This window comes from Microcoleus sp. Pol10D4 (assembly GCF_036701555.1).
Classification (GTDB): Bacteria; Cyanobacteriota; Cyanobacteriia; order Cyanobacteriales; family Microcoleaceae; genus Microcoleus.
In genome coordinates this window covers 64,110-86,909 of the sequence record NZ_JAUBRA010000014.1, presented here as the reverse complement: position 1 = coordinate 86,909, position 22,800 = coordinate 64,110, and the positions used below count along the sequence as shown (strand labels likewise).

The window sequence follows — 22,800 nt, the reverse complement described above, 5'->3', positions numbered from 1 at the left end:
CCCGGTTTCTTATAAAAATCGTGCGTCAAACCGATAAATCTTAACTTAGAAACCGGGTTTTTGAACCCGCGTGTGTCCAGGACTGTAAAATCTAAAATCTAAAATCTAAAATCTAAAATCGAATGTCTGATATATCCAATCTAATTTTATTTTGGCACCGCCGCGACTTGCGTATTTCTGACAACATCGGACTGGCAGCAGCGCGCCAGCAAAGCCCGAAAGTAGTCGGAATTTTTTGTCTCGATCGCAATATCCTAAATCGCGATGACGTAGCGCCAGCTAGAGTCACCTACATGATCGGCTGCTTGCAAAAACTCTCCTCGCGTTACAGGGAATCAGGCAGCCAATTGCTGATAATTCAAGATGATCCGATCCTAGAAATACCAAAATTAGCAACAGCTATAAATGCTCAAGCAGTATTTTGGAACTGGGATGTAGAACCCTACGCAAAACAGCGCGATCAGTCCGTATCAAACGCCCTCCAACAAGCAGGAATTCAAGTTCAAAATTTCTGGGATCAACTGCTGCACGCCCCAGATGAAATTCGCAGCGGTACAGGGACTCCCTACACAGTTTATACACCATTTTGGAAAAAATGGAACAGTAAACCTAAAGCCCAACCAGTAGAGACACTGCCGATAACTTATCTGGAATTAATGACCGACTTAACCGCCGAAGAACAAGCAATCGCCAACCAAGCAGGTGCAATGGAAACAGTGCCAACAGCGTTGAGTTTGGGATTTATTTGGGAAAATCCATTAGTAATAGAACCCGGAGAAGATGCAGCGCAACAAAAATTAGAAGAATTTTGCGATCGGGCAATTTACCAATATCAAGGACAGCGCAATTTCCCCGCCATTAACGGCACATCTCAACTCAGCGCAGCCCTCAAATTTGGTGCAATAGGCATCCGCACTGTTTGGCAAGCTACGCAGATAGTAATGGACACTTGCCGCAGCGAAGAAGCGTCTACAAGCATCCGTACTTGGCAACAGGAAATAGCGTGGCGGGAATTTTACCAACACGCTATGTATAATTTTCCAGAATTAGCAGACGGCCCCTATCGTCAAGCATTCAAAGACTTTCCTTGGGAGAACGATGAAAAACTCTTTCAAGCTTGGTGTCGAGGCAAAACTGGCTATCCTATTATCGATGCAGCAATGCGGCAGTTAAATGAGACAGGTTGGATGCACAATCGCTGCCGCATGATAGTCGCCAGTTTCCTCACCAAAGATTTAATTATTAACTGGCAATGGGGGGAAAAATACTTCATGCAAAAATTGATAGATGCCGACCTTTCTGCTAACAACGGCGGCTGGCAATGGAGCGCATCTAGTGGCATGGATCCGAAACCTTTGCGAATATTCAATCCGGCGAGTCAAGCTCAGAAATTTGACCCTGAAGGGGAATATATTCGGCACTGGGTTCCAGAATTGCGTCGCGTTGATACTAAAGCTTTGCTAACAGGAAATATTTCCCCTTTAGAACGCCGACTTCTTCATTATCCCTCTCCGATCGTAGATCACAACGAGCAACAGCGCAAGTTTAAGGAACTGTACAGCCAGCAAAAAAATTAAACATCACACCGAGAATCCCGACTTGTTCAAGAAGTCGGGGTTCTAGCTGACATTATGACATACGATTTACGCAATCATCCCAGGTATGGGGGCAACCACGGGGGTTTGACCCTACAAAACATATATATTGAGGCTGAGCCTAAGTCCTGTTACCTACCTAATTAATCTGTGATATCATGTTCTATTAATTAGCATTAAAAAAGTTTTTTGTAGTAAGGACTTTAGTCCTATCGTCACTCTAGTTGAGGGCGGTCGTCCTCACTAAAAACTATTAAGGGTTATATAACGGAGAAATTTTCATGATTCAAACCATAATCAAATCGATAACATTTGAAGAATTTTTGGAATGGTATCCAGATGGAACAGGACGTTTCGAGCTACGCAATGGAGTAATAGTTGAGATGAACCCAAATGGCGAGCATGAGGAAGTTACAGGTTTTCTCATCCGAAAAATTAACGTAGAAATTGACCGTTTAAATCTTCCTTATGTAACACCGTCAACTTATTTTGTCAGACCTCCAGAAACGACCACGGGCTACCAGCCTGATATCATAGTCTTAGACAAAACAGCTTTAATTTCAGAGCCACTCTGGAAAAAATCATCAGTTATTTCTCAAGGTAGCTCTGTCAAGCTTGTTGTCGAAGTAGTTAGCACTAACTGGCAAGATGATTACCTAGTAAAAGTGGCTGAGTATGAAAGATTGGGTATCCCGGAATACTGGGTTGTGGACTATGCTGCTTTGGGCGGCCGGCGGTTCATAGGTAATCCCAAACAGCCTACTGTCTCGATTTACCAGTTGGTTGATGGGGAGTACCAGGTTAGCCAGTTCCGAGAGGGCGATACGATTATTTCGTCTGCCTTCGGGGAACTTAATCTGACTGTTGAGCAGGTTTTTAGCTCTATAACTTAAATAAATCGGAGGTTGAAATGGTAACGCTGCAATTAAGACAAATCAGTGTACCCCCAGGACATAGAGTGCTGTTCCATGATGTCAACTGGCAGGAATTTGAAGCAATTTTAGAAGAGCTGGGAGAACACCGTGGCTCTAGAATAGCTTACAGTCAAGGAACTTTGGAGATTAGGATGCCACTACCAGAACATGAGAAAGCTAAAATCATTATTGGCTATTTAGTGAAAATTCTGTTTGAGGAACTAGAAATCGAATTTGAACCATTTGGTTCGACGACTTTCAAGCGAAAAAGTATGTTACAAGGAATTGAACCTGATGAATGTTTTTACATTCAGAATTACGCTCTAATGATTGGTAAAAAGCGGATCGACTTAACTGTAGATCCGCCGCCTGACTTAGCAATTGAAGTCGATATAACTTCCAAAACTCAACTCGATGCTTACGAAGCTTTGGGAGTACCTGAAATCTGGCGCTATGAAAATAAGAAGCTTCAGATTAATGTGCTTCAAGATGGGAAATATGTTGAAGCTGAAATTAGTCCGACTTTTCCCAATCTGCCAATTATTGAAGCTATTTCTCACTATTGCGAACAAAGCCAAACAGTGGGTACGAGTCAAACTCTCAGATTGTTTCGGAAGTGGGTTAAAGACCAAATACAAAATTGATAGGAAATCCCTATTTCCCGCACTGGCTGTCAGAAGTCCAGCTTATTTACGATCGCCAAAAAGCCCAGTTTATGACAGCAAGCCTCCTAATTCCGTTGTATTGTTAATTTCGCTTTTGGGAAATAGAGAGAGTGTAAGGGTGTTGACCTTGAGCTCGATCGCCCACAAAAATAACATAAGTCCCCTTGTCCCCATAACCGGAAAATTCTACATTCCCCGCAGCAGCATTCGCCGGCAGCACGCAGAAACGCCCCCTCGGCCCCTGAATCATCAAACTCGGAGCTCCAGCAGTTTGTACTGCAATCCGCCAGTAAGGCAAATCCTGCGTTACTTCAATGACGTGGTTCGGCCCTTGAGAGACAAAACCGCAGTCGCCGCTATTGTTCGGGCCGCCGGAAACTCCAGAAACTCCCAGCGGTTCGGGAAATCCCGGAGCAATTTGTAGCGGTTGGCTCCGAAGGGCACCGGCATCCGCTAAAATCATTGCCAAGGCTACGGTCACGATCGAGCTAAACCACAGTTTGCCGCGATCGCCCGGATAATTTATCTTCATGTTTCCTCACACAATGGCATTTGGTTCTAGTTCTTTGACGGTAGGGGATAATTGCGGTTCCAAACACATTAATCTAAAATAACTTCGGAATTTTTTTATGAATCCTCAAAATAACTTCAATTGGCAGCAAGCGTTCGGAGAACTAAAAGCTAAAGTAGAACGATCGCCGCTCATCACACAAAATTCAGACAGCTATCAAGCCGTCGGAACCTTATACAATCAATTACTCGACAAGTTTCAAAGACTCCCCAAACCTGGGCAGGTGGCAGCCTTTGCCGTCGGAGCGATAATTGTCCTGACAGTCTTCAATAGTGTCGTACAGCTAATTTCAGCGCTGATGACTCTTGCCGTTCTCGGAGTGCTAATCTACATAGCGTATAAATTGGCAATTTCCCCCCAGTCCTCAAATACTAACGACAAATAATAGGAATTTCTAAATATGGCTAACCCCACCGCGCCCAGCGGCATCAATCAACCAGATCCGTCTTGGCAAACACAATCCAAGCAAATGCCACTGCTGGTTCGCAGGTGCGGCGCTTGGGCTGTGGAAATTTCGTTAATTGCGGCCAGCGCCCTCGTTCCCTTCAGTATCGGGGCATTGGTCAACAAGGAAACTGAAACCGTGCCGCTCAATTCCTCTGTAGCAGCAGCATCCGAAACCGTCGCCCGTACCTTGGGCATACCCGTGCGCGATCGCAGCCCCAGAGTCGCACCCCTAACTAATCTATTCTGGTCAGGGGCACTGCTGGCACCGGCAGTTTTAGCGGGGTGGCAACTGTTTTTGCTCGCCAGAACAGGTCAAACTCTCCCCAAACGCTGGTTCGGCGTCAAAGTTGTCACAGCGTCGGGTACTCCTCCGGGTTTTGGACCCGTCCTAATTCGCGAAAGTTTGGGGCGCTGGGGAGTGCCTCTGGGCGTCGCTTACGGCATTTGGCGCTTGAGCGGTGCGTTTCCGGATTTGCTGATTTTAGGGGGGCTGAGTGGCTTGGCAATGCTCGCAGACGGCGCGGTTGCGTGGCGTTACAAACGGCAAGCGGGACACGATCGCCTCGCGAATACTTTGGTCGTCAACGCTCGATCGAATCAACTGTCTGACAATCCTGTCAAGAGTCCAGATTGGACTGAGGAAGACGCGCAGATTGCGGCTTTGGTTGTGACTCCACAAAGCGGCCTGAAAACAAATGCCAGTTTGTGGAATTGGATGCGCCAACACCCAGGCACAACTTTAGTGATAGTTACCGTCGGCAGCGCCGGATTGATTTTAACTTTGTTTGTCGGCACTCTCATCTACACTCAAAGTCAAGCAAATTTGCGGGATTCCCGGCAGCGGAACGACGAATTATTTGTCGCTTTAGTCAGCAAATTGTCTCCCACATCGGCTAGCGGGGCATCGGGCAGGCGATCGGCAATTTTGGCTTTGGGGGCCGTGGAAGACTCCCGCGCCGTACCTCTGCTAGCGGATTTGCTCGCTCAAGAAGACAACCGCGCCATGCTGGACGCGATCCAGCAAGCTTTAGTCAGTAGCGGCCCGAAAGCTTTGCCTGACTTGCAGCGGTTGAATCAGGCCCTCAGCAACGACCTCGATTCCCTGCGCTTTGGCGGCAAGGCCCCGGAACGCGAGTTAGCGGCCGCCCGCCAGCGAACAGTACAAAGGGCGATCGGCAAAATTCTCACAGTGTATAGCAGCCAACTCAAGGGCGTGGATCTCAGCCGCACGGATTTAGCTCAAAGTCCTGCCGGCCCATCTCAGTTTACTTTAGTTTTAAACAAAGTTGACTTGTCGGGAATTAAGTTGAGAAATGCCAATTTAACCAATGCCAGCTTGCAGGGAACTCGCTTTTACGGCACCGGCGAAGACAGGCGTCCGGGTACATTTGACGATTGGATTTCTGACTTGAGCGGCGCTAATTTGGAAGGAGTAAATTTGACCGGGGCGTCTTTGAACAGTGCTGTAATGAACGGGACTAATTTTGTGCGCGCTGTCATGAACAAAGCTAATTTGTCAAACGGCAATTTGAATTCAGCTAATTTCAGCAGTGCTATTTTAATTGGAGCAAATTTACAGGAAGCACTGTTAAAAAATGCCCGTTTTACCGGAGCAGATATAGGAAGTGCGAATTTTTCGCGAGCAGATTTGTCAGGTGCGCGTTTGGGCAAAGTGAAGGCTCAAGGCGCTCAGTTGTCCTTGACAAATTTGTCTAAATCGGAATGGCAAGGTGCTGATTTATCCGGTGCTGATTTGAGCGGCGCAAACTTACAAAATGCCAATTTGACTTCGACTAAACTCGCCAACGTGAATTTAAAAGATGCTCAGTTGCAAGATGCCAATTTTCGGAATGCGGAGGTGAGTTCGGTTGATTTTAGGGGCGCGAATTTAGCGGGAGCGGATTTTAAAGGCGCTGTGTTTCTAGGGAAGGCAGCTTCGGATCAATTTATTCAAAGTCCGACTGGTAGTAAATCCGGTCGATTCCTAGGAGTTGATTTTGCGGAGGCTAAGAATTTAGATAAAAGTCAAATTGCTTACATTTGTTTGCAGGGGGGAAGTCATCCGAAGTGCCCGCAGAAGAAGTAAGGATTGGTTGTTAACGAGTAGGCTAAGACAGTTGATCAACGAACAGGTAGGGTAATTATGAGCGTTAAGCGAATCATTTATCTCATCCTAGCAATTCTGGGCCTTGTACTGCCTTGGTACTATAACTTGCAGTTTTTTAGCAATGCTGGCTTGCTCGACTTTGTAAACGAGAGTTCGGCTAATCTTGCTGCGAAATCGGTAAGCTTAGATTTGTTTATCGCAACTGTAGCAGGAAGCACTTGGATGTACGCTGAGTCAAAACGATTCGATATAAGTTTTGTAGGGCTGTACATACTTCTGGGTTTGCTTGTTTCGTTTTCCTGTGCTTTCCCGCTTTTCTTGTTTGTGCGGGAAACCAAGCTGGAAAAATCAAGCGAAGTCTCAAGTTGAAAAGTTGTTTAACAGATGAGTGCGGCGCAGCACAATAATTCGGTGCAGGCGATCGAGCTATTATATAATTTCGGGTAAAATCACCGTTATAGGTTTGTAGTGACGACGGAAGTGCTCAGAATTTTATGAGGATTAAATTCCTCACTACAAACCAACTTAATGGTTGTCATTCGATGTGGCATAATACTAATAGCAATTTCACTCATTTTTTGCTAAAAACTTTTGGCTTGAGTTTCCTTCCCCCTAGCAAACCTACTACTGAATTGTTTATTGAAGTTGCTCTTAAGCTGCTACACATTTAAATTGAATCTAGAGACGGGCAGGATGCCCGTTCCACAATAATTGTATAAAAATTGACTTTCACATTAGATGCACAACAGCTTAAATCGTTCCTGGTTGCATCGTTATTTGTTCAAATGTCCAAACAGTCCGTTGTCCCGAAATCATAATTTTAGTCAACAGTCAACAGTCAACAGTCAACAATCATGAGCAATGCAACCGGAATTGATATTACGCAATAGCATCCGAACTGGCCAGAGTCTCGAATTGCGCCAATAGCATTGCATCACCACTATTTGGAGCTCCAAAAATTTTAGGTAACTGGCCTGTTTCAGCGAGAACTTGTCTCACTTCTCGGTTAGATACATCGGCTAGATTTTTGTTATTTAGAATGGCATTAACCGCAGCGATACCCACACCTTGACCAACTGCGGCGTTGAATTCCACAATTCTGCCTACAGAACAGGCAAATCCTTCAAATCCAGAACAGGGACTTACCACTGCCAGGTTAGGAACGTTTTTAATTAATGCGTGGCGGATGCCAACATTAAAGATAGGGTGTTTAAAACTCAGACTTTTAAACCATCCTAGACGAGTTGCTTGATCGCGAATACCCGGGATGCCTCCCCGTACATCAAAATGATAGCTAAATGTTGCCAGGGCTTCATTAGCAGGTACGCCACCTAACAGCATTTGTGCGCCAGTTAAAGGTTCTACAACTCCCGTCACATTGCCAGCGTGTCTGATATAAAGTTCTGAGGCCGAAGTAACAGAAGTAGCGCCCAAACTCTTCAGCCAAGTTGTAATAAATAAAATCTCTCTTTGCATATTAGCCGTGGGTTTGCTCCCGTTTCTAGCTAAGGCTTCCGCTTCGCTGGCGGTGACTGCAAATAAAAGCGCATTCCACGAAAGTCTGTCATTTGGAAGTATGGCTATATTTCCCTCATCTAAAATTACGCCAGTTTCAGAAAAAGATAGTTTTCTTCCCCTAAAGGAGTGGTAAGCTACAGACAGAGCCGGCGAACGAACATCGATGTAATCGTTACCCGCCCACAGAGTTTTGAGATTGCCTTGAGTGTCTTTCATTTCCCGCCGGAGTTCTTCTGCTAGTTGGGCATCCTTGTCAGCAGCGTACAGCAAAAATTTTTGACTCTCTGAATCGGCCAGGTTGGTGAAGCGTTTTAGATAAATGTAATCGAGTTCTTTCAGTGCTCTTGCACTGAGTCCTTGGGTTTCAAAAACGAGGGTGACTGGAAGTTCTGAGTTAGGCAGACCAAATGTTTCAAATCCCTTCAGCTTTCTCACACCTGCTGCTTGAGCTAATTCGGCATTGACAGTGGCATCAATAAATTGCTTGCCGGCATAAACTACGCCTTTAGAGGTGGTTATACTGGCAATTTTTTGGCCTTCTTTAGTGACTGATTGAATTTCTACTTTGCTGAGGAGATCTGCCCCAGCTTTTACCAGCATTTCTTTCAGCGCTGCACTGGCTTTGCGGGGGTCAAGTGCAATTGCCTTAACGCCGGATTTTTGTAAGAATTCTTTATAGATTGTCGCCGGTGAACCAAAGGTATCTAACTTTAAAGATTGTTGAAGTTCTTCACTAATCTGACTTCTATCTAAATAAGCAAGACCGCCTCTTACCAAATGCCCGCCAATTCCTTCTTGCAAGCTTGCTTTCGACATCAGTAGAATTCGCGGATAACGCTTTGTTCGGCGAAGATATTCTCTGGAGGCAGAGATAACAGCTAGAACTCCTGGAACTTCATCACCAAAACAGATGACATCGTAAGAACGCACATCCATGACCATTATTTAATAACCTCTCGTGATTTTCATATTTTAGAGCTAAATTTCAATGTTTTTTTACCGAAAGACGCGTTACAGACTGCAGAACAAGGCAAAAAACCCGATTATGAAGGTTGTGATGCGTCCAGGACTAATTAAAATTGCTATAGCAATCCTAAATGAATCGTAAATTTTTTACCCCACCCCAACCCTCCCCGAACTCGCGGGGAGGGAGTAAGAAATTCACAAATGATTTAGGATTGCTATATTACGCAACAGCATCCGAAGTGACAAGATTCTCGAATTGCGCCAATAGGATTCCATCAGCATTATTTGCCACTCCAAAAATTCTAGGTAACTGACCTGTTTGGGCGAGAACTTGTCTCACTTCTCTGTTAGATACATCGGCTAGATTTTCTTTATTTAGAAGGGCATTAATCGCAGCGATACCGACGCCTTGACCAACGGCGACGTTGAATTCAACAATTCTGCCTGCAGAACAGGCCAACCCTTCAAACCCAGAACAGGGACTGACCACTGCCAGGTTAGGAACGTTTTTAATTAATGCGTGGCGGATGCCAATATTGAAGGTAGGCTTTTTAAAAACCATACTTTCAAACCATCCTAGACTGCTTGCTTTCTCGTTAATACCTTCGATACCTCCGCGGATATCAAAATAATAGCTAAATGTTCCCAGTGCCTCATTAGCAGGTACGCCACCTAACAGCATTTGTGCGCCAGTTAAAGGTTCTACAACTCCCGTCACATTGCCGGCGTGTCTGATATAAAGTTCTGAGGCAGAAGTAACAGAAGTAGCCCCCAAACTCCTCAACCAAGCTGCAAGAAATAATATCTCGTTTTGCATATTAGCCGTGGGTTTGCTCCCGCTTCTCGCTAAGGCTTCCGCTTCGCTGGCGGTGACTGCAAATAAAAGCGCATTCCACGAAAGTCTTTCATTTGGAAGTATTGCTATATTTCCCCGATCTAACATTATGCCGGTTTCAGGAAAAGATAGCTTTATTCCTCTAAAGGAGTGGTAAGCTACAGACAGAGCCGGCGAGCGAACATCGATGTAATCTTTTCCCGCCCACAGAGTTTTGAGATTGCCTCTAGTGTCGATCATTTCCCGCCGGAGTTGTTCTGCTAGTTGGGCATCGTTGCCAGCAGCGGACAGCAAAAAATTTTGAGCCTCTGAATCGGCCAGGTTTGTGAAGCGTTTTAGATAAATGTAATCGAGTTTTTTCAGTGTTCTTGCACTGAGTCCTTGGGTTTCAAAAACGAGGGTGACTGGAAGTTCTGAGTTAGGCAGACCCAATGTTTCAAATCCCTGCAACTTTCTCACGCCGGCCGCTTGAGCTAATTCGGCATTGACAGTGGCATCAATAAATTGCTGGCCGGCATAAACTGTGCCTCTAGAGGTGGTTATACTGGCAATTCTTTTGCCTTCTTTATTGACTGATTGAATTTGTACATTGCTGAGGATATCGACTCCAGCTTGCAACAGCATTTGTTTCAGGGCTGCACTGGCTTTGCCGGCATCAAGTGCAATTGTCGTAACACCGGATTTTTGGAGGAATTCTTTATAGATTGCCGGCGGTGAACCAAAGGTATCTAAATTTAAAGATTGTTGAAGTTCTTCACTAATCTGGCTTCTATCTAAATAAGCAAGGCTGCCTCTTACCAAATGCCCGCCAATTCCTTCTTGCAAGCTTCCTTTCGACATGAGCAGAACTCGCGGATAACGCTTTGTCCGGCGACGATATTCTCTGGCGGCAGAGATAACAGCAAGAACTCCTGGAACTTCATCACCAAAGCCGATGACATCGTAATAACGCACATCCATGACCATTATTTAATAACCTCTCGTGATTTTCATCTTTTCGAGCTAAATTTCAATGTTTGCCCTCAAACTCTCTGTTTTTCCCAAATCTAGCTCCATCTTTCCTGATTGATTGTTTTGATAAATATTCACACATTCCTGGACGCAGCAACTGGGTTTTTTCCCTAAAATCCTGCGTTGAGGGCGATCGCACTCCGTTGAAAAACCCGGTTTCTGAGCGTCAACAGTGTGTAAGTCTTGTAGCCTTTACTGCCATCAGGTCAGATTATCAGGATCTATCCCCAACTCCCGCAATCGCTGAGCTAGTCGATCGGAACGTTGGGCCAATCGATCGGCGCGCTGCGATTCCTGTTGGGCGAGTTGTGCTGATTCTTTCACCTTTTCTTCAGGAGTCAGATAACGTTTTCCATCGGCATCATACCAATACAACCACTCCCTTGTCACCCCAGAATAACTTCCCCTTTCACAACCAATCCCCAAACCAATTTCTGGCATCCAAACTGGATGTCCTGGCTGTAATTCATACTTCCCATTGACTAACTTATGTACTTCTAAACGGGGTTTACGGCGGCGGCGGGAAGAATAAATGGCGTAATAAAGTACGCCTAAAGCTTGATATTCCTCCAACTTTGTGGTGTATTCTTTGCGATAATTTGGGGAAACTACTTCCAACACAAAAGTCGGTAGAACATTTTCATCCCACAGCACGTAACTGGGACGCAATTCTTCATCATAAAACCTTTCTACACCTAAACTCAAGAAAGCATCTGGCACAATGGCAGGTTTGTCGGCGTGATAATAGATACCCATATCTATGCCAAAAAACCAGTCCATGCGTTCTGCCCAAAGTATCAGCAATATTGCTTTTAGCAATCCTGGTATTAATTCTTGCAGTTCGTTATCCACAGGCGTTTCATCAGAGTCTGGTAGTTCATCGGCTGAGGGCCAGTGCCTCGGAAATTTGTAATCTAACATGGCGGCTTTCCTCAAAACTCACTAATATTATACCTTTGATTTGTTTGGCAATAGTATTTATTGAACGAACCGCGAAGACGCGAAGGAAGAGAAGAGAAGATGATAGGTAATTTTGATTGAGTTAATCTGAATGAATTTTTGTAAAAGATTTGCTGAGACTTACACGATCGACTAAACTATGTCTAACCAGTCGGTTCTAATGGGGAGCAGCCGTTAGAGGAAACGGGGAAAGTTCGGTGCAAGTCCGGCGCTGTCCCGCAACTGTAATGAGAGTTTTGTCGCTTTCTGAGTCAGGATGCCCGCCGATGTGTTAGTTTACATAGTCTCATCTGCGAGGTTCAGCGTGAAGGCCAGAAATCGGAAATTGGTCAGCTTGGGATTGATGGCTGGCTTGAGTTGTTATATTGTCCTGGGATCGGCAACGCCCGCCGCAGCTATGCACATTTCGGAAGGTTTTTTGCCGGTGCAATGGGCTGCATTTTGGTGGATGGTGGCGTTGCCTTTTTTTGCAGTAGGTTTGCGCTCAATTACTCGTATTACAAAAGAACACCCGGAACTTAAACTATTGCTTGCTTTGGCGGGTGCGTTTACTTTTGTGCTTTCTGCTTTAAAAATTCCCTCGGTAACGGGCAGTTGTTCTCACCCGACGGGTACTGGTTTGGGTGCAATTTTGTTCGGCCCTTCGGTGATGGCGGTACTGGGGGCTTTAGTTCTGCTTTTTCAAACGTTACTGTTAGCGCACGGTGGCTTGACTACGCTGGGAGCGAATATGTTTTCGATGGCGATTGTCGGCCCTTTCGCTGCGTATTTTATCTATCAATTGCTGTTGCGAACTGGTAGCCAGCGGGCAGCAATTTTTTGTGCGGCGGCTTTGGCAGATTTACTGACTTATGTGATGACTTCGATTCAATTAGCATTAGCTTTTCCGGCAGCAAGTGGCGGTTTTATGGCTTCGTTTCTCAAGTTTGCTGGTATCTTTGCTATCACTCAAGTACCCCTGGCTATTAGTGAGGGATTGCTGACTCTATTGGTCTGGAATTGGCTGCATTCTTACGGGAAGCCGGAGTTGGAAACTTTGAAATTATTGAGACAGGAGTCATAAGGCGTGAGTCAAAAAATTACAAAAAATCACCAATCTACTTCGCGACAAAATTGGCTGTTGGCTGGCGCTGTGATTGTTCTGGCAGCGTTTCCTCTCGTTTTTGTGCGGGGTGAATATGGCGGTTCCGATGACCAAGCTAAGAAAGCAATTACTGAAATTCAACCGGGTTATAAACCTTGGTTTAATCATTTGTTTGAGCCGGCTAGCAGCGAAATTGCCAGTCTATTGTTTGCGTCTCAAGCGGCGATGGGGGCTGGCGTAGTTGGGTACGTCATTGGGTTGTATAAAGGCCGATCGCAATCTCGGCAGCAGTCTGATCATAAATCGTCGGAATGAACCATCAGATTGATAGTCTGGCTTATACCAATCGCTTGCGCGGGTTGCCGCCATCTCACAAGTTATCTTTTGCGATCGCCCTTTTAATTCTGTCTCTCGTTTCTGGGGCGATCGTCCAATTGTCTATCGGCCTTTGGTTAGCCGTCTGGATCGTCATCTATGCGGGTATTCCGGGGAAACTGTATTTGCGGTTGCTGTCGGTACCGTTGATGTTTTTGCTGACAAGTTTGCCTGCTTTGGCGCTGGGTGCGGTTGAGTTAAGTCAAATCCAGGAAATTCAGTGGGATATTTGGCAAGGTTGGGGCATTAGCATCGGCACTTTTTATCTGTATGTGAGCCGCACTGGAATATACCAAGTGAGCTTGCTATTTGCCCGCGCCTTCGCATCGACAAGCTGTATGTACTTCATCCTCTTGACGGTTCCATTTACCGAAATCTTGCAAATTCTCAGACAATTACGCTGTCCAGAGTTAGTCACAGAACTGCTATTACTAATGTATCGGTTTATTTTTAGCTTATTGGCGATCGCCGATGAACTTTGGATTGCTCAAAACTCGCGCTGTGGCTACCGCACTTGGAAGCGGGGAATGCACAGTTTAAGCATTTTAATCGGGCAATTGCTTCAGCGAACTTTGGAAAGCTACCGTCAAGTATCGCTGAGTTTAGCCTCGCGAGGCTTTAATGGAGAACTGCGCGTTTGGAATTCTTATCCTTATAAACCTTCACAAAGATATATATTTGAAGCGCTGTTTGGTTGTACAACTTTAATAATGTTAAGTATGGTATTTCAAAGTTGAAAATAAATAAAGAAATGAGGAGAAGGCAGTGCCGTGTCCCTACAATTTATCGCGGTAGGGACACGGCACTGCCGTCTCCTCTATATCATTCCGGCGCAGCCGGAATTGATATGAATTCCCTGCCAGACTAAAGATATGACTTTTATGAGTATAATTCATGATTTTTATGAATTGACTCCACAAGAAACCTATTGAATAATTGTAGTCAACAGTTATCTTGTGGAAACCCTATGATAAATAAACGACTCCTCAAAAAAATAGTTTTTTGCTTACTAGCATCATTAAGCCTACTGTTAGTCACAGTCACTCATGCAGCCGCCCAAGAGCTACCGTTTTACTGGGATAACATCAACGTCGCGATCGACGTTCAGACGAACGGAGATATGTTAGTCACCGAAACGCAAAAATATGTATTTACAGCAGCCTACAACACTGAACGATATCGCTATATTCCTTTAGGTAAGGTCGATGAAATTAAAGATGTGATCGTTACCGAAAATAATCAAATAATTCCGAGTAGCACGGGGCTAGAAAACAATGAACTTTGGATTCGTTGGCAACATCAATTAAAAGCGCCAGAATCACATACTTTTGTCATCAAATATCGCGTGGTAGGTGGATTACAGCTAGAAGGTGGGAATACTTTAGTTTATTGGAAAGCCATTGCAGCAGGTCGTAAAGCTCCGATTAATAGCGGAAAAGTTACGGTTAAATTACCAGACGCTTTGTCAGGGAAAGTTCTCTCGTTTACGAATTTTGGTACAGCCGCAGTTCCGCGTCAAGTAGATCCTAAAACATTTGAGTTTGTGGCAAGTCAGCCTATTCCACCGGAACAAGAATTAGAAGTACAGATTGCATTTCCGCAGGCGATTCTGAATATACCTCAACCTGGTTGGCAGCAAAATGGTAAGCAATCTCAATCTACTTCGGGAGAAGAAGACTTTTTCAGCGAACCGGGAGGAATTATTATGCTAACGGTTTTTTTATCAATCCCTCTTATCGGAATTATCAAATTCATTAAAGAGCGATACTGTCCTGAGTGCAAAACGCTCAATGTCGAACAGACTCATCAAGTTTTGATTTATGCAACTACTAACAATTCAGGAAAGCAGAAAGTTACCCATAATTGTCGAAACTGCTCTTACCACAAAGAGTATGAAGAAGTAATTCCAGCCATTAGCAGTGACAGCGGTGGCGGTGGTGGTGGCGGTGGTGGCGGTGGTGGCGGTGGTGGCGGTGGTGGCGGTGGTGGCGGTGGTGGTGGTTAATATCAACGCGACTTACGCATCACAATTAAAGAAACCGGGTTTTTACTGAATCTGTGGGTTGTAACGCGTCTTCTGGGCCAAAAACCCGGTTTCTGCACACCCGCGTCTCCAGAAATATTGTTGATAATTCTCCTATTCTCGTTAGTTTAGCGGGCCGGATTTGAATAAGGGCGATCGCACTTCCTGCAACAGCTATTACAAATATGACTTTTATGAACTTAATTAATGAATTATATGAATTGACGTAAACAGTAATTGAATGAATAATGACAGTATCAAAATAAAGAGAAAAAATCATGTATCAAGATACTAACAAAAAAAACAGCCCGCCTCCCATTGTTTTTATTATTGCCATCGGCTTAATTGGGTTTGGTGCATACAAGTTCCTTCCCGGTTTATTGGAGACCAAAACTTTAAATACACCTACATCTACATCTACAGCGGCAACGATCGCACCCGGAGCGATCGCCAATCGTATCAGTTTAGGAAATCAGATATTGGTAGCCTCCCAAACAACAGCAGCAAAACAAGCAGGAGTTCAAGCTTTTGCTGAGGGAAATTACCAAGCGGCAGGCGAATCTTTTGAGAAATCGCTGCAACAAAATCGCAACGACCCGGAAACCCTTATCTATTTGAATAATGCCAAAGCCAGCAATGGTTTTTACTTGAAAATTGCTGTCAGCGTCCCCATTGGTAGCAACCCCAATGTTGCCCAAGAAATCCTTCGAGGTGTCGCCCAAGCTCAGGATGAAATCAATACTAGCGGTGGCATCAACGGTGCAAAACTGCAAGTAGAAATTGTCAACGATGACAACAGTCAAGAGGTTGTCAGAGAAGTTGCAAGGACATTGACAAAAGATCCGAATATACTAGCAGTAATTGGACACAATGCTAGCAACGCATCTCTTGAAGCTGCTCCGATATATCAGCAAGAAAAACTGGTAATGGTGACACCGACTAGCTTTGCAAATAATCTATCAGGATTTGGCAGCTACATCTTTCGGACAGTACCCAATATTAGCTTAATGGCAGCTCCTTTAGCAGAATATGCAGTGAAAACAGCAGGCAAAACTAATATTGCCATTTGTTATGACTCCCAAGCACCGGATAACATATCATTTAAAGATGAATTTGTGGCAGCTCTTACTGCTGCTGGAGGCAAATTAGTTCCTACTGTTTGCGATTTTTCGTTACCGTCTTTTAATCCCGAAAGTGCGATCGCCGATGCTATCAGCAAAGGTGCACAAGGATTGATGGTAGCGCCCCACGTCGATCGCATTGACCGTGCGATTTCTCTGGCTCGCATCAATCGAGGCAAATTGCCACTCTACGGCAGCACTACGCTCTACACTTTTCAAACTTTAAAAGACGGACAAAAAGACGTTGACGGGCTTGTTTTGCCCGTTCCCTGGCATCCTGAAACTAATCCCGGTAGCCGTTTCCCAGAAAATGCTCGCCAGCGTTGGGGAGGCATTGTGAATTGGCGAACAGCAACGAGTTTTGACGCGACTCAAGCTGTGATCGCTGGCTTGCGGCAAAGCAATACACGGGAAGGATTGCAACAAGCACTCAGAAATGCGAGTTTTTCGGCAGCAGGATCGAGCGAGGATGTGAAGTTTTTGCCCACGGGCGATCGGGCTGGTAAGCCGATTTTAGTGCAAGTTAAACAAGGAGGAAGCACTGGCTATAACTTTGTCCCGTTGCGGTAAGTTTGTTAAGTGCGATCGCACGGGCGGGATCTTCGGCCCAACCCCTACTCCCCACAACAAAATTCAATCTTTGTGGAACAGGCATCTTGCCTGTTCTTGATGCCAAACTCACGCCCCACCAGAAAATTCCCTCTTTATGGAACAGGCATCTTGCCTGTTTCTTAGCATGATTAAAATCTACTTTTCTGTTGAATCAGCCAAATTTTTAAGATAAAATGAAATGAGTAGATTAAAGGAGAGCGTTGTGTATGATCGCGCAAGTTGAAACCAAAACCTACACCGCTGAGGAATATCTAGAATTGGAAATCAATTCTCAGGATCGGCATGAATTTATCAATGGGGAGATTGTTCTGATGGCTGGCGGCACACCGGATCACAATGAAATTACCACTAATTTAGTTGTTGCGCTGAAACTGGCGTTAAAAGGGAAACCATATCGGACTTTTAGTTCGGATCAGCGGCTATGGGTTCCGCAGCTTAATAATTATACTTACCCGGATGTGATGGTGGTAGCGCGCCCGATCGAGCTGCAATCTGGACGGACGGATACAATTACCAATCCGCTGCTAATTGCTGAGGTGCTGTCTAAAGGTACCAAAGCTTATGACCGCGATGAAAAGTTTGCTGCATATCGCAGTATTCCTAGTTTTCAGGAGTATTTGTTAATCGACCAATATCGGCTACAGGTCGAGCAATATTCTAAAACTGATGCGAATAAGTGGATTTTTTCGGAATATAGCTGTATGGGCGATCGGCTCAGTTTAACATCTGTTGCTGTGGAAATTTCGCTGGCAGATTTGTATGAAAATATTGAGTTTGGTGAATAGGCGGACGGTTTTTTGTCAAATATCCCAAATAGTGGTAATATCCCCGTATATCGATCGGCTCTGATGAAAAACACACATCAGACGCAAGGGGGAAAGTTCGGTGCGAATCCGGCGCTGTCCCGCAACTGTAATGAGATCATTGCATCTCTGAGTCAGGATGCCCGCCGATTTGTTTACAATCATGTTTTTCATCTGCGAGGTATGGATGATGGTGAGTTTATTATTTTTTTAATTATTGGATTGGGGTTTTTTAACCGCAGATATCAGCAGATAAACACAGATGAACGCTGATGTAATTCGATCTGGGTTCTGAAGCGTATATTATTTTAATGGGAAAGAAATGCGAATCGAAGATAGTGTTTGGCAGGGTAGTTTTGGCTACTGGCAAAACTTGTTTATTCACCAAAATATTTTGCCGATCGGACATACTGCTTGGAATGGCTTTTTGCATCAAGGACGAGGCTTGGTTGCTTGCAAAATCAATACTCCCATTAACGGTTCTGTGAATTGGAGCGTAGATACTATAAAGTATGATCTACAATTTATTTCCGACTTGGAGGCAACGGTTTATTTGCAACAACTAGAAATAGAGGAGAACACTGTTTTTAATCTGCTCCAAATTATTGCTAGCTACGAACCCAAGGAAGCAATTATATTTTTGTCGATCGCCAACGGTCAGATTGATATCAATTTGTTGCAAAAGTTGGCAATTTCTCCTGTTGAGTGCTATGAACAAGTATGCAAGCGCTGGGAAGAATTTCAACTCTGCCCGAAATCCTAAAACTTACTAAATTTTCCGAATGCCGCAGCCAAAATCAATCGAAATTTCCAAGGTAACTCGCTACCAAAATGCAGCGCTTAATTACTATTTGGGCCTGACAGATTCGCCCTACCTTCACTACGGCTATTGGGAAACCCTACCTGTGCCCGCTGACGAACTAACGATCGCACGATTGCGCCTCGCTCAGCAAGCTTATACTGTAAAACTGTTGGATGCTATCCCCAAAGGCACTCATACGATACTCGATGTGGGCTGCGGGATTGGTGGAAATGCGGCTTATTTGCTCGATCGAGGTTTTGCAGTCGAAGGGCTCGCACCCGATCCTTTCCAACAACAGCGCTTTCTTAAGTGTACGGGCGATCGGGCAATCTTCCACCTCACGAGATTTGAAGACTTCAAAGCAACCTATTTCTACGATCTTATTCTCTTTAGCGAAAGTAGCCAGTATATGTCGGCTGTTGATATTGCTAACGGTGCCGCCAAAATCCTCAATCAGGGCGGTTACGTTTTGCTGGCTGATATGCTGCGATCTGATGCTAATTATAAAGAGGGAATGTTCTCTAATTGTCATGTTGTTACGGAACTTCATGCAGCATTAAAGCAGGCTGGATTTACTTTAGTAAAAACTGAGGATATTTCCGCCCATATTTTGCCAACAATCGATTTGTATGTCGATACTTTCCGCAGATATGGACTGAATACGATGATCTATGTTGCAGATTTAATTGCGATCACAGTTCCGCCCGTCCACAAATTCCTGCGCTGGATATTTCGCCGCTGGTTCAAGAAGTTGGTGGTTGAAGGATTGGAGGCAAGTCAACTTTTTGAGCAACATCTCTGTTATGAAATGCAACTTTGGCAGTTGTCAAAATCTGATCAAGGCTGACACAAATACAATGGAAAGCGGTAATCGGTAATTGGTAATCATTCATCGGTAATCGGTAATTGGAGGCATAGCCTCCGGGTATTTATTCCCAGGCTCTGCCTGGGAACAAGGCTATAAAAAATAAAAAATATGTCTGAATGGATTCTCGAATTCGATCGCACTTCCTACTCCTATCCCTGCGGTTCGCGAGTAGCAATTCAGGGTTTAAATCTCAAAGTCCCCGCTGGGAAACGGTGCGGGCTGATCGGTCAAAATGGCTGTGGCAAAACTACATTTTTTCTGTTAGCAAATGGCTTATATCAACCGCAACAGGGAATCATTAGCTGGCAAGGTGAACCCTTTCGCTACGATCGCAAATCTTTGATGCAACTACGCCAACAAATCGGACTCGTCTTTCAAAATCCCGAACATCAATTAGTAGCTTCGACGGTAGAAGAAGATATTTCCTATGGATTGTACAATTTAGGCTTGACAGAATCCGAAATTGCTCAACAGGTGCAGCAGGCGATCGACAAATTCGATCTAAGCGAACTCGCCCGCGAACCAATTCACAATCTCAGTTTGGGCCAGAAAAAGCGGGTTTCCATCGCCGATATCATGGTTCTCAAACCCAAACTGCTGCTGCTAGATGAACCTACCGCCTATCTCGATCCGCGTCACACCCGACAACTGATCGGTTTACTCCAACAAATTCACAACGCCGGAACCACTATTCTTTTAGCAAGCCACGACCTAGATTTCATCTACCGCTGGGCTGATTGGGTGTTTGTAATGGATCGAGGAAAATTGATTTTAGAAGGAACACCGGAAACAGTTTTTGCTCAGCGGGATGTGTTGGAACAATTGCAGCTTGGTGTACCGCTGGCGATCGAGCTGATGGAGCAAATCAGGGCGATGTTTCCCACAGACGATCGCTCAAACATCCCCGCTTTCGAGCAATGGCAACAACAAATTTTACAAGCACGTCGGCTGCTTTAACGGAACTTAGACAATTGATAATTGGCGTTGCTGATTCACGGTATGAATCACCTTTTCGCTTGAAGTTACAAAACTTACCCTCAAGCGGGTTTATAGCAATTGCGAAATCTTGAATTCATACCTCTATCCAGCAATTCCCCCCGTGGGGGGAAGTTCAGATTACACATTACCAATTATCAAAAATTGATTTAGGAAAAAGGCGATCGCCCCACTGCCGATCGGCACAGTCAGATTGTCAATTCCCAGCTTGGAAACCGACTCCAAAGTAGCAGCAACTAAAGCGACAACAGCAGACACAGCCCAAGTTTGCCAAATATTGCCTTGAACCGCCAGCAAAATCAAACTACTAATAGCAAAACTCACCAAATACATAGTTGCAGAACCTTCCCAACTCTTCTGCATTCCCCAAACTCGATAAATATGTTTGCCGTATTTCTGGCCGATGACAGCAGCCAATCCGTCGCCCCAAGTCATCACTAAAATGCCCAAAGCAGCGTATTCCTGATGCTGTAGCGGCCAAAACCAAGCCACGAGAACGCTGATACTAACAGCATAGAAAAAAGTCCCCAAACTCTTGCGGTTGATACTATTAAGACTCGGCAAAATGGGAACTTGGTAAGAAATTAGGGCGATCGCGCCTGCTAAAACCCCCGCCGAAATCCCCACCCAACCGGGTATTTCCAGCCACCACGCCAGCAAAATCACGTTTCCAGTACCGATGTGCACCACCTTCCGCGATACTTCAGGATCGACAGAAGTAAAGCGATTTAACCCTTCAGCTACCAGTAAAATCAAACCCAACCAGACTCCCACGAGGGAAATTTGCAACCACACAGTCGGAATTTCAGAAAATATAGACACGATATTTAGGAAAAACTTAGATCGGGTACTGTTTACTACTTTAGTGGAAAGCGCGATCGAGGTTATAACCCCGCAGGCTTAAAGTGCTGCGGGGAGCAGGGTGTTATGTCTTTTTAGATGGGTCTATTTAAAACCTGTGCTATGCTATAAGCAAGTCTAGGGAAAAAGCTATGACTATTTTAGTAGAAGAACTTTTGAATACCTTTGAGCGATTAACAGACTCAGAGCGGTTAGATTTGGTATTGGAAATTTTGAAACGGACTGTTTATTTAGACTTTCCTCCCCTGTCTGATGAGGATTTAGTTCTGAATGCTGAGGGACTTTTTCTAGAGTTAGATGAGGAAGAATCCCTATATGAATAGCCCCGACCGTGGTGAAATCTGGTTAGTCGATCTAGGTTATATTGCGAAAGTCAGACCATGTTTGGTCGTGAGCATTCCTGCTCTAAATCAAGACCGGGCATTAGCGACTCTAGTGCCACATACAACAAGTCTACGCGGCTCAAGATTTGAGGTGAAAGTCAAAAATAAGTTCCTCCGAGAAGGAGTATTTGACGTACAAAATATGATTACAATCCCTCATGCAAAGCTTCTACGCAAATTGGGAAGTCTGACATCTGAGAAAATGCTCGAAGTAGAAGAGGTAATACTCTTGTGGTTGGGATTTAAAGAGGAAAATGCTGAGAAAAAAGAGGAGTAAACCGAACCCTTGAAGTTGTGAAATTATCAGAGAATCTGACTGCTATGCAATATGTCTTAATTATTCATGAAGTAGAAAATTATGACGCTTGGAAACACGTATTCGATCGTGCTGAAAGCATCCGAAAAGAAGCTGGCGAGCGCTCCTATCAGGTCTTGAAGTATGACAATGAACCCAACAAAATTGTTCATTTCTCCGCGTGGACATCAATCGCCGATGCTAGGGCGTTTTTTGAGTCGCCTAGACTGGTTAAAATTAGAGAAGAAGCAGGAGTTAAAGCTCCTGAGTTTATTTATCTAGACCAATTAGACTCAGGAGTATTGTGAAAGACCTATTTGTATAATGTAAGTTGTTCAAACTATGTCATTATGTTTTGAGTATGTACGACGGTAGCTACTACCAGCTAATGGCTGAGTACAATTGCTGGATGAATCAAAATCTATATTCGGTCTGCTCGGCAATTCCTGATGAACAGCGCAAACAGGATATGGGTGCCTTTTTCAAGTCGATTCATGGTACTTTGAATCACTTACTGTATGGGGACAAAGCATGGATGGGTCGTTTCACTCTTCACCCATTTTCGGGTACCGTTATCGGTCAAGAACTGTATGCTGACTTTGAGGTTTTGAGAGCAGAACGGGAGACAACGGATCGGCAAATTATAGAATGGTCTAGACACCTTAATTCTGACTGGTTGAGTCAACCGTTTGAGTACACGAGCAATGTAGATGGTAAATGCCGCGTGCTACCGACTTGGGTTCTGGTGACACATATGTTCAATCATCAAACTCACCATAGAGGGCAAATTACCACACTACTCAAACAACTTGGCTATGACCCAGGCGTTACAGATATTCCGTGGCTACCCGCTATATCAATCGAATAATTTCTGCTTGTAAAACGACACGCCAGAAGACTCGGCGGTTAAAACTTCGTCTAAACTTGCCTATCGTCCCAGCAGAGGGAGACTGAAGAAAATCAAGAATTCAAAACTGTTTCGGTGGGT

At 44.6% G+C, this 22,800-nt stretch carries 24 protein-coding genes and 2 riboswitches; of the genes, 19 read left to right on the top strand and 5 right to left on the bottom strand.

Features of this window, described 5'->3' with window-relative positions:
- Positions 1 to 131: 131 nt before the first annotated feature.
- The 3 genes from QUA36_RS10405 (at position 132) to QUA36_RS10395 (ending at position 3,153) form a co-directional block, all read left to right on the top strand.
- Complete coding sequence (locus tag QUA36_RS10405) at positions 132 to 1,577, top strand: FAD-binding domain-containing protein (RefSeq protein WP_333457265.1); 1,446 nt, start codon at positions 132 to 134, stop codon at positions 1,575 to 1,577.
- Positions 1,578 to 1,876: 299 nt separating this feature from the next.
- Positions 1,877 to 2,488, top strand: coding sequence for a Uma2 family endonuclease (locus tag QUA36_RS10400; protein ID WP_333158289.1), 612 nt, complete (start codon positions 1,877 to 1,879; stop codon positions 2,486 to 2,488).
- A 17-nt stretch (positions 2,489 to 2,505) separates the two neighbouring features.
- Positions 2,506 to 3,153, top strand: coding sequence for a Uma2 family endonuclease (locus tag QUA36_RS10395; protein WP_333457232.1), 648 nt, complete (start codon positions 2,506 to 2,508; stop codon positions 3,151 to 3,153).
- A 103-nt stretch (positions 3,154 to 3,256) separates the two neighbouring features.
- Here the strand turns inward: QUA36_RS10395 and QUA36_RS10390 are convergent, their stop codons facing one another.
- Complete coding sequence (locus QUA36_RS10390) at positions 3,257 to 3,706, bottom strand: hypothetical protein (protein ID WP_333158294.1); 450 nt, start codon at positions 3,704 to 3,706, stop codon at positions 3,257 to 3,259.
- Between the two features lie 97 nt (positions 3,707 to 3,803).
- Here QUA36_RS10390 and QUA36_RS10385 point away from each other — a divergent pair, with 97 nt between their 5' ends.
- The 3 genes from QUA36_RS10385 to QUA36_RS10375 are packed head-to-tail and all read left to right on the top strand — an operon-like array spanning position 3,804 to position 6,668.
- Positions 3,804 to 4,130, top strand: coding sequence for a hypothetical protein (locus QUA36_RS10385; RefSeq protein ID WP_333158296.1), 327 nt, complete (start codon positions 3,804 to 3,806; stop codon positions 4,128 to 4,130).
- 15 nt (positions 4,131 to 4,145) lie between these two features.
- Positions 4,146 to 6,278 (top strand): pentapeptide repeat-containing protein, encoded by a 2,133-nt coding sequence (locus QUA36_RS10380; protein ID WP_333457230.1) that lies wholly within the window; start codon positions 4,146 to 4,148, stop codon positions 6,276 to 6,278.
- 57 nt (positions 6,279 to 6,335) lie between these two features.
- On the top strand, positions 6,336 to 6,668 hold the full coding sequence (locus QUA36_RS10375) for a DUF2834 domain-containing protein (RefSeq protein WP_333457229.1): 333 nt from the start codon (positions 6,336 to 6,338) through the stop codon (positions 6,666 to 6,668).
- A gap of 510 nt (positions 6,669 to 7,178) precedes the next feature.
- On the opposite strand, the gene QUA36_RS10370 is transcribed toward QUA36_RS10375, so the two are convergent.
- The 3 genes from QUA36_RS10370 to QUA36_RS10360 form a co-directional block, all read right to left on the bottom strand.
- Complete coding sequence (locus tag QUA36_RS10370) at positions 7,179 to 8,753, bottom strand: FAD-dependent oxidoreductase (protein ID WP_333457227.1); 1,575 nt, start codon at positions 8,751 to 8,753, stop codon at positions 7,179 to 7,181.
- A gap of 250 nt (positions 8,754 to 9,003) precedes the next feature.
- Positions 9,004 to 10,578 carry an FAD-dependent oxidoreductase gene (locus QUA36_RS10365; protein WP_333457225.1) on the bottom strand — a complete coding sequence of 525 codons (1,575 nt, stop codon included), beginning with the start codon at positions 10,576 to 10,578 and terminating at the stop codon, positions 9,004 to 9,006.
- A gap of 252 nt (positions 10,579 to 10,830) precedes the next feature.
- Positions 10,831 to 11,550 carry a Uma2 family endonuclease gene (locus QUA36_RS10360; protein WP_333457223.1) on the bottom strand — a complete coding sequence of 240 codons (720 nt, stop codon included), beginning with the start codon at positions 11,548 to 11,550 and terminating at the stop codon, positions 10,831 to 10,833.
- Between the two features lie 174 nt (positions 11,551 to 11,724).
- A riboswitch (cobalamin riboswitch) is annotated at positions 11,725 to 11,871 on the top strand.
- 61 nt (positions 11,872 to 11,932) lie between these two features.
- On the opposite strand from QUA36_RS10360, the gene QUA36_RS10355 reads away from it, so the two are divergent.
- The 9 genes from QUA36_RS10355 to QUA36_RS10315 all read left to right on the top strand — a co-directional run bounded on the left by QUA36_RS10355 (position 11,933) and on the right by QUA36_RS10315 (position 20,234).
- Positions 11,933 to 12,652, top strand: a complete 720-nt coding sequence (locus tag QUA36_RS10355) for an energy-coupling factor ABC transporter permease (protein WP_333457263.1) — start codon at positions 11,933 to 11,935, stop codon at positions 12,650 to 12,652.
- Positions 12,653 to 12,655: 3 nt separating this feature from the next.
- Complete coding sequence (locus QUA36_RS10350; RefSeq protein ID WP_333158309.1) at positions 12,656 to 12,988, top strand: energy-coupling factor ABC transporter substrate-binding protein; 333 nt, start codon at positions 12,656 to 12,658, stop codon at positions 12,986 to 12,988.
- Complete coding sequence (gene cbiQ, locus QUA36_RS10345) at positions 12,985 to 13,785, top strand: cobalt ECF transporter T component CbiQ (RefSeq protein WP_333457221.1); 801 nt, start codon at positions 12,985 to 12,987, stop codon at positions 13,783 to 13,785. Before QUA36_RS10350 ends, cbiQ begins: the two co-directional genes overlap by 4 nt.
- Positions 13,786 to 14,015: 230 nt before the next feature.
- Positions 14,016 to 15,053, top strand: coding sequence for a DUF2207 domain-containing protein (locus QUA36_RS10340; RefSeq protein WP_333457219.1), 1,038 nt, complete (start codon positions 14,016 to 14,018; stop codon positions 15,051 to 15,053).
- A 296-nt stretch (positions 15,054 to 15,349) separates the two neighbouring features.
- Complete coding sequence (locus tag QUA36_RS10335; RefSeq protein WP_333457217.1) at positions 15,350 to 16,762, top strand: ABC transporter substrate-binding protein; 1,413 nt, start codon at positions 15,350 to 15,352, stop codon at positions 16,760 to 16,762.
- Between the two features lie 248 nt (positions 16,763 to 17,010).
- Complete coding sequence (locus tag QUA36_RS10330) at positions 17,011 to 17,589, top strand: Uma2 family endonuclease (RefSeq protein ID WP_333158317.1); 579 nt, start codon at positions 17,011 to 17,013, stop codon at positions 17,587 to 17,589.
- A 38-nt stretch (positions 17,590 to 17,627) separates the two neighbouring features.
- Positions 17,628 to 17,772, top strand: a riboswitch (cobalamin riboswitch).
- A 157-nt stretch (positions 17,773 to 17,929) separates the two neighbouring features.
- Positions 17,930 to 18,370 carry a hypothetical protein gene (locus tag QUA36_RS10325; protein ID WP_333457216.1) on the top strand — a complete coding sequence of 147 codons (441 nt, stop codon included), beginning with the start codon at positions 17,930 to 17,932 and terminating at the stop codon, positions 18,368 to 18,370.
- A 19-nt stretch (positions 18,371 to 18,389) separates the two neighbouring features.
- On the top strand, positions 18,390 to 19,256 hold the full coding sequence (locus QUA36_RS10320; RefSeq protein WP_333457214.1) for a methyltransferase domain-containing protein: 867 nt from the start codon (positions 18,390 to 18,392) through the stop codon (positions 19,254 to 19,256).
- A gap of 129 nt (positions 19,257 to 19,385) precedes the next feature.
- On the top strand, positions 19,386 to 20,234 hold the full coding sequence (locus tag QUA36_RS10315; protein WP_333457212.1) for an ABC transporter ATP-binding protein: 849 nt from the start codon (positions 19,386 to 19,388) through the stop codon (positions 20,232 to 20,234).
- 159 nt (positions 20,235 to 20,393) lie between these two features.
- On the opposite strand, the gene QUA36_RS10310 is transcribed toward QUA36_RS10315, so the two are convergent.
- Positions 20,394 to 21,095 (bottom strand): diacylglycerol/polyprenol kinase family protein, encoded by a 702-nt coding sequence (locus QUA36_RS10310; protein WP_445301431.1) that lies wholly within the window; start codon positions 21,093 to 21,095, stop codon positions 20,394 to 20,396.
- Between the two features lie 170 nt (positions 21,096 to 21,265).
- Here QUA36_RS10310 and QUA36_RS10305 point away from each other — a divergent pair, with 170 nt between their 5' ends.
- The 4 genes from QUA36_RS10305 to QUA36_RS10290 all read left to right on the top strand — a co-directional run bounded on the left by QUA36_RS10305 (position 21,266) and on the right by QUA36_RS10290 (position 22,680).
- Complete coding sequence (locus tag QUA36_RS10305; protein ID WP_333041173.1) at positions 21,266 to 21,457, top strand: hypothetical protein; 192 nt, start codon at positions 21,266 to 21,268, stop codon at positions 21,455 to 21,457.
- The gene (locus QUA36_RS10300; protein ID WP_333453956.1) at positions 21,450 to 21,794 is read left to right on the top strand and encodes a type II toxin-antitoxin system PemK/MazF family toxin; all 345 of its coding nucleotides are present in this window, start codon (positions 21,450 to 21,452) and stop codon (positions 21,792 to 21,794) included. Before QUA36_RS10305 ends, QUA36_RS10300 begins: the two co-directional genes overlap by 8 nt.
- Before the next feature lie 44 nt (positions 21,795 to 21,838).
- A complete protein-coding gene (locus QUA36_RS10295) occupies positions 21,839 to 22,120 on the top strand; it encodes an antibiotic biosynthesis monooxygenase (protein ID WP_333457210.1) in 282 nt (93 codons plus the stop codon).
- An 80-nt stretch (positions 22,121 to 22,200) separates the two neighbouring features.
- Positions 22,201 to 22,680 carry a DinB family protein gene (locus tag QUA36_RS10290; RefSeq protein WP_333457209.1) on the top strand — a complete coding sequence of 160 codons (480 nt, stop codon included), beginning with the start codon at positions 22,201 to 22,203 and terminating at the stop codon, positions 22,678 to 22,680.
- Positions 22,681 to 22,800 lie beyond the last annotated feature (120 nt).